Raw genomic sequence first — 6,210 nt, 5'->3', positions numbered from 1 at the left:
GCCTCGGCATCGTCGGCGCCAACGGGGCCGGCAAGACCACGCTGATCAACCTGCTGACCGGCGCGCTCGCCCCCGACGACGGCAGCGTCCGCCAGGGCACCAACCTGAGGATGATGGTGCTCGACCAGGCCCGCGCCGTGCTCGAACCGAGCATGACCGTCACGGAGGTGCTCACCGGCGGCAGCGGCGATTCGGTGGTGGTGAACGGCGTCAGCCGCCACGTCGTCGGCTACCTCAAGGACTTCCTGTTCGCGCCCGAGCAGGCGCGCACGCCGGTCTCGGTGCTGTCGGGTGGCGAGCGCAACCGCCTGCTCATCGCCCGCGCGCTGGCCCAACCCGCCAACCTCCTGGTGCTGGACGAGCCGACCAACGACCTCGACCTCGAGACCCTCGACCTGCTGCAGGAGATGCTCGGCGACTATGCCGGCACCCTGATCCTGGTGAGCCACGACCGCGACTTCCTCGACCGCGTGGTCGGCAGCGTGCTCGTCGCGGAAGGGGAGGGGCGCTGGGTGGAGTACGCCGGCGGCTACACCGACATGGTGACCCAGCGCGGCGCCGGCGTTCAGGCCCGCACCGTGGCGCGGGCGAAGCCGGAGCCGCGCGGGAAGGCGCCGGCGGCCGCCCCGCCCGCGGCCAAGCCGAAACTGAGCTTCAAGGACCAGCACGAACTGAAGACGCTGCCGGCGCGCATGGAGAAGCTTCGCGCGGGCCTCGGTCTGCTCCGCGCGGTGCTCGCCGACCCCGGCCTCTACGCCCGCGACGCGGCGCGCTTCGACAAGGCGTCGCTGATGCTGGCGCAGGCGGAGACCGAATTGTCGGCGGCCGAAGAGCGTTGGCTGGAGCTGGAGATGCTGCGCGAGGGGTGAAGGCGCCTGCCGCACGAACCGGTCGGCATGATCCGCGCTCAGCCCGATCCGCGCGTCGGCCGGCCTTCATGATGCCGCGATGGCGGCGCGTGATGGAGGCCAAACCCGGATCGCCCGACGTGCCGCTTCGCCTCCCGCCCGCCCTGCACCGCACCGGCTGGCTGCTCGGCCTGTCGGTGCTCGGCCTGATCTGGGCCGGGACGACGTTCTACGCCGCCCCCGGCATCGCGGCGCGCGTCGCGGCGACCGGCGAGGCGGTGGCGCGGGCGACGGAGGTCGGATCGCCCGAGCCGTGGCTACGGGTCTCGGCGCGCGGGCGCGACCTCGTCGCCGAGGGCGAGGCCCCGGGGCCGGCCGCCCGCACGGCCGCCCTGGCGCGCCTCGCCGCGCTGCCCGAACCGCGCCGGATCGTGCCGCAGGTCGGCCTCGTCGAGACGGTGGCGCCGTTCGCCTGGAGCGCGACCCGCACCGAACCTGACCGCATCGTGCTCGCGGGCAACCGCCCGGCCGAGATCGGGCGCGGGGCCCTGCGCGCCCGGCTCGCCGCGGAGCTTCCGCCGGCGACCGCCCTCGACGACGCGGCGCACGCCGCCCGCGGCGCGCCTCCGGACTTTCCCGATGCCGCCGCCTACGCGGTCGCGCGCCTGCGCGGGCTGGCGCCGGGCGCGACGGCCACGCTCGCGGACACGGTGCTGGGCGTCGTCGGCGAAGCGATCGACGTCGCGTCCTACGACGCCGCGCGCACCGCGCTGGCCGACCCGCCGCAGGGCTACACCCTCGGCCGGGTCGATATCCTCCCGGCCCGGGTCGCCGACGTCACCCTGGGCGTCGCGCGCAGCCCCGGCGGCAGGCTGGTCCTGTCCGGGTCCGTGCCCTCGGAGGCGGCGCGGGCCGAGATCGGCCGGCTCGCGCGCGCGATCGCCGACGGCGCGCCGGTCGAGGACCGCATGCGGACGGCGCGCGGCCTCGCAGCCGGCATCGAGCCGGACGCGCTGGCGCGGTTCCTCGTCCGCGTCGTCGGGCTGATGCAGAGCGGTGGCGCCACCTTCGATGGGGCACGGGTCTCGGCCGTCGGCGATGCCGTCGACGCGCAGGCCGTCGGCGAGATCGCGGCGCTGCTGCGCGACGCCCGCCCCGCAGGCGTCGGCGCCGGCACCGCGGCGCTCGGCGTCCGGCCGCTCTCGCCCTACCGCGTCGCGATCCGGCGCGAGGGCGACGCGGTCAGCCTGTCCGGCCACCTGCCCGACGCAGCGGCGCGGGAGCGGCTGCTCGCCCTGGTGCGCCCGCGCTTCTTCCGCGAGCGCATCCTCGACCGCACCCGCATCGCCGACGGCGCCCCGCCGGACCTCGCGGCGGCGCTCGGCGTCGCGGTGCCGGCGCTCGCGAGCCTCGCGGGCGGCGAGATCGCGGTGGCCGACCGCAGCCTCGGCCTCAGCGGCGAGAGCCTGTATCGCGAGGCCGCCGCGCGGGTCGCCGAGACGCTCCCGCCGTCGCTTCCGGCCGGGTGGACGGCGATGGTCGCGGTCCGGGCAAAGGATGCGGCGGCACGGCGCGACCCCGCGACCTGCCGTGCCGAGGCGGCGGCGCTCGTCGGCGGGATCACCCTGCGCTTCCCGCCCGGCAGCGGCGCGCTGGCCCCGATCTTCTTTCCCGTCCTCGACGGGCTGGCGGGACTGGCGAAGGTCTGCCCCGCCCTGCGCATCGCGGTCGCCGGCCACGGCGACCCGGACAAGCCCGCGCCGGCGAGGCCGCCCGAGGCCGCCGCGACGGTGGCCGACGCGGCCGGGCCGCAGGGCCCCGCGCCGGCGCCCGCGGCGCGCAAGCCTCCGGAGAAGCCGGCGATGCCGAAGGCCGCCGCGAAGCCGGCCGACGCAAGGGCCGGTCCCAAGCCCGCGCAGAAGCCGGCCGGGGAGACGGCCGCCGAGGCACCCGAGCCGGACCTGCCGCGCCGGCGCGCCGCGGCCGTGGTCGAATACCTCCTCCAGGCCGGGGCCGGGCTCGATCAGGTCGGCGCCGCCGACGGATCGCCGGAGCGCCCCGGCATCGCCTTCGCCGTGCTTCCCTAGAATCGCAGGACGAACCCGTCGTGATGCTGCTGCTGACCGGCCTGTGGCCGGGACTTCTGGGAGGTCTGGTCCTGGGCCTCGCGGTCGGCCGGCTCGCGGGGCCACCGCCTGCGGCGATCGCCGCCGGCCTCGGGCTCGCCGGGCTCGCGCTGGCCGGGGTGGCCGCGGCCGGGCTCGTGCCCGGGGCGCCGGGGTTGTGGACGGAGAGCGCGGCGCTGATGCTGGCGCCGTACCTCGCCGGCTGCGCCCTCGGGGCGCTCAGCCGGAGGCGACCACCCGGCGCGCCGAAAGCCTGAACGGCGGCGGAACCGGGAAACCCCGTTCCGGCGTTGCCCCCGGACGCGGAGCCTGCGGGCTCACCGGAGGCACGCAACGGACCGGGACAGCCATGTCGAAGCGACCGATCACGCACCGAGCGACCCTGCGCCCCCGCGCCGGCCTCGCCGCCACCGCCCTGCTGCTCGCCGGCCTCGCCGGCGCGGGTGCGGCCACCCGGCTCGGCGCCGGCCTGGTCGAACCGGCGAGCGCCCAGGCGCCCATCACGGCGACGGCCGCGCCGCGCTCCACATGCGGCGTCGTCCCGGCGGCCCGGGCGATCGAGGCCGGGGCGGACGCCGCCACCCCCCTCTGCACCGGACGGCCGGACCGATAGGCCGCGCGCCGCGGTTCGCCCGGTCCCGGCAACCGATCGCCGGATCGGCCGCGCAACCCCGGCCCGGCCCGCGCCGTTGAGCGGCGGGGGCTCCATCGCGCGGCCTCGCCCCACCTGAGGAAAACGTCATGGGTCTGCTCGAATCGGTCATCGGTGGCGTGGTCGGGCAGGTGCTCGGTGGCGGCCGCGGGTCGTCGGGGGCGATGTCGCCGCTGGTCAAGGCGCTGCTGCTGCTGCTGCTGGCGAAGGGCGCGGGCGGCGGCCTCGGCGGCGTGCTGGGCGAGGTGCTCGGCGGCGGACACCGCGCGCCCGATCCCCGCTCGGGCGGCGCCGGCCCCTACGGCCGCGATCCCGGCCACGCGGCGAGCGACGATGCCGGCGACCTCGGCGGCTTCAACCGGCACGCTCCGCGGGACGACGCGGCGCCGCTGCCGGGCAACGACTTCAGCGACCTCTCCGGCATGCTCGACGGCCCCGGCGACGCCGGGTCCAGTCCTCGAACAGGAAATTTTTCACATGAAACAGCCGGCGGCCTCGATGGGCTGGTCGCGGGCTTCCACCGCAGCGGCCTCGGCGACGTGGTCGAGTCCTGGATCGGCCACGGCCCGAACCGGGCGGTCGCGCCGGACCAACTCGCCGCGGCGCTCGGGCCCGGCACGCTCGATACGCTTCAGAGCCAGACCGGGATGGACCGGGGCACGCTGCTGGCCCACCTCGCGCAAGCCTTGCCGGAAGTGGTGCACGCGCTCACGCCGCAGGGGCGGGTGCCAAACGGGGAGGAGCGGCGGGGGTGGTGATCCCAGGGATCATGTTTTCGGAGAGTTTCCGGTTGATCGGTCGTAGCCCACCGGCACTCCCTCTCCCCTCCGCGGCAGAGGGTGGCCCGCGAGCTAAGTCGGGAGAAGGGAGCGACGGTGCCGGATACGGCGCTCCCCTCTCCAACCCTCGCTCACGCGAGGGCCACCCTCCCCCGCAGAGAAGGGAGGGAAGGGTGCTGGACCGAACCGATCGGCCGGAAGCCCTATCAGATCGTATCGTCCGTGCAGAACTCCATATCAAACGTGAACGTCTCGGTTCGCGGTGACTATTTAAAGACTTAACTCGTCCGCCGCAGCACCAGCGACGCATTCGTCCCACCGAACCCAAAAGAGTTCGACAGCACCACGTCCACCCGCTTGCGCTTGGCCTCGTGCGGCACGAGGTCGATCCTCGTCTCGACGCTAGGGTTGTCGAGGTTGAGCGTCGGCGGGATCACGCCGTCGCGGATCGCGAGGATGGAGAAGATCGCCTCGACGGCGCCGGCGGCGCCGAGCAGGTGGCCGACCGCGGATTTCGTAGACGACATAGCCATGCCGGCGGCGGCGTCGCCGAGCAGGCGCTCGACGGCCTTCAGCTCCAGCTCGTCGCCCATCGGCGTCGAGGTGCCGTGGGCGTTGATGTAGTCGATCGCGGCGGGCGCGATGCCGGCGCGCTTCACCGCGGCGGCCATGCAGCGATAGGCGCCGTCGCCGTCGGGGGCCGGCGAGGTGATGTGGTAGGCGTCGCCCGAGAGGCCGTAGCCGACCAACTCGGCGTAGACCCGCGCACCGCGGGCCCGCGCGTGCTCGTAGTCCTCGAGCACCACCACGCCCGCGCCCTCGCCCATGACGAAGCCGTCGCGCGCCTTGTCGTAGGGGCGGGAGGCGCGCGTCGGCGCGTCATTGAAGCCGGTCGACAGCGCCCGGCAGGCGGCAAAGCCTGCCAGCGACAGGCGGTTGACCGGCGATTCGGCGCCGCCCGCCACCATCACGTCGGCATCGCCGAGCGCGATCAGCCGCGCGGCGTCGCCGATCGCGTGCGTGCCGGTGGAGCAGGCGGTGACGACGGCGTTGTTCGGGCCTTTCAGCCCATGCGCGATCGAGACCTGGCCCGAGGCGAGGTTGATGATCCGGCCGGGGATGAAGAACGGCGAGATCCGCCGCGGGCCCTTGTCGTGCAGGGTGACGGAGGCGTCGTAGATGCCGCCGATGCCGCCGATGCCGGAGCCGATCATCACCCCGGTGGCGCACTGGTCCTCGTAGGCGGTGGGGTGCCAGCCGGCATCGTCCAGAGCCTGGCCGGCCGCCGCCATGGCGAAGACGATGAACGGATCAACCTTGCGCTGCTCCTTCGGCTCCATCCAGGCATCAGCATCGAAGGTGCCGTCGCTGCCGTCGCCGAGCGGAACGGTGCAGGCGATGCGGCAGGCGAGGTCGGCGGTCTCGAAGGTGGTGATCGGGCCGGCGCCGCTGTCGCCGGCGACCAGGCGGCTCCAGGTGTGCTCGACCCCGCTGCCGAGCGGCGTGACCATCCCCAGACCCGTGACCACCACCCGCCGCATCGCACCGTCCCGACGTTCCGCTCAAACACCGACGCCGGCGCGCGGGGCGCGTCCCCGCCCCGCCCGCGCCGGGCGAACACTCACAACCCGGGCCCGGTCAGGCGGCCGAGTTCTTCTCCAGGAACTTCACCGCGTCGCCGACAGTCTGGATGGTCTCGGCGGCGTCGTCCGGAATCTCGACGTTGAACTCTTCCTCGAACGCCATCACGAGCTCGACGGTGTCGAGGCTGTCGGCGCCGAGGTCGTCGATGAAGTTGGCGCCCT

General features: G+C 74.9%; 7 protein-coding genes. 5 read left to right on the top strand and 2 right to left on the bottom strand.

Translation table 11 applies throughout. The features are described from left to right. The 5 genes from ACFE86_RS20725 to ACFE86_RS20705 all read left to right on the top strand — a co-directional run. The coding region (locus tag ACFE86_RS20725; RefSeq protein ID WP_375457209.1) for an ATP-binding cassette domain-containing protein at positions 1 to 869 on the top strand (869 nt) is incomplete at its 5' end. 119 nt (positions 870 to 988) lie between these two features. Beyond that, entirely contained in the window at positions 989 to 2,935 is a 1,947-nt protein-coding gene (locus ACFE86_RS20720; RefSeq protein ID WP_375457208.1) for a BON domain-containing protein, read from the top strand. A 23-nt stretch (positions 2,936 to 2,958) separates the two neighbouring features. Continuing rightward, positions 2,959 to 3,231: a hypothetical protein gene (locus ACFE86_RS20715; protein ID WP_375457207.1), complete on the top strand. Its 273-nt coding sequence runs from the start codon at positions 2,959 to 2,961 to the stop codon at positions 3,229 to 3,231. Between the two features lie 92 nt (positions 3,232 to 3,323). Continuing rightward, positions 3,324 to 3,587 carry a hypothetical protein gene (locus tag ACFE86_RS20710; RefSeq protein WP_375457206.1) on the top strand — a complete coding sequence of 88 codons (264 nt, stop codon included), beginning with the start codon at positions 3,324 to 3,326 and terminating at the stop codon, positions 3,585 to 3,587. A 128-nt stretch (positions 3,588 to 3,715) separates the two neighbouring features. Further along, on the top strand, positions 3,716 to 4,384 hold the full coding sequence (locus tag ACFE86_RS20705) for a YidB family protein (RefSeq protein WP_375457205.1): 669 nt from the start codon (positions 3,716 to 3,718) through the stop codon (positions 4,382 to 4,384). Between the two features lie 299 nt (positions 4,385 to 4,683). Here the strand turns inward: ACFE86_RS20705 and fabF are convergent, their stop codons facing one another. Both fabF and ACFE86_RS20695 read right to left on the bottom strand, forming a co-directional pair. After that, a complete protein-coding gene (gene fabF, locus ACFE86_RS20700; protein ID WP_375457204.1) occupies positions 4,684 to 5,946 on the bottom strand; it encodes a beta-ketoacyl-ACP synthase II in 1,263 nt (420 codons plus the stop codon). Between the two features lie 97 nt (positions 5,947 to 6,043). Further along, positions 6,044 to 6,210: acyl carrier protein (locus ACFE86_RS20695; protein WP_375457210.1), on the bottom strand; the 167-nt coding region annotated here is incomplete at its 5' end.

This window comes from uncultured Methylobacterium sp. (assembly GCF_964244095.1).
GTDB lineage: Bacteria > Pseudomonadota > Alphaproteobacteria > Rhizobiales > Beijerinckiaceae > Methylobacterium.
Note: the sequence above shows the minus strand (reverse complement) of the source record. Positions and strands in the feature narration are given on the sequence as shown.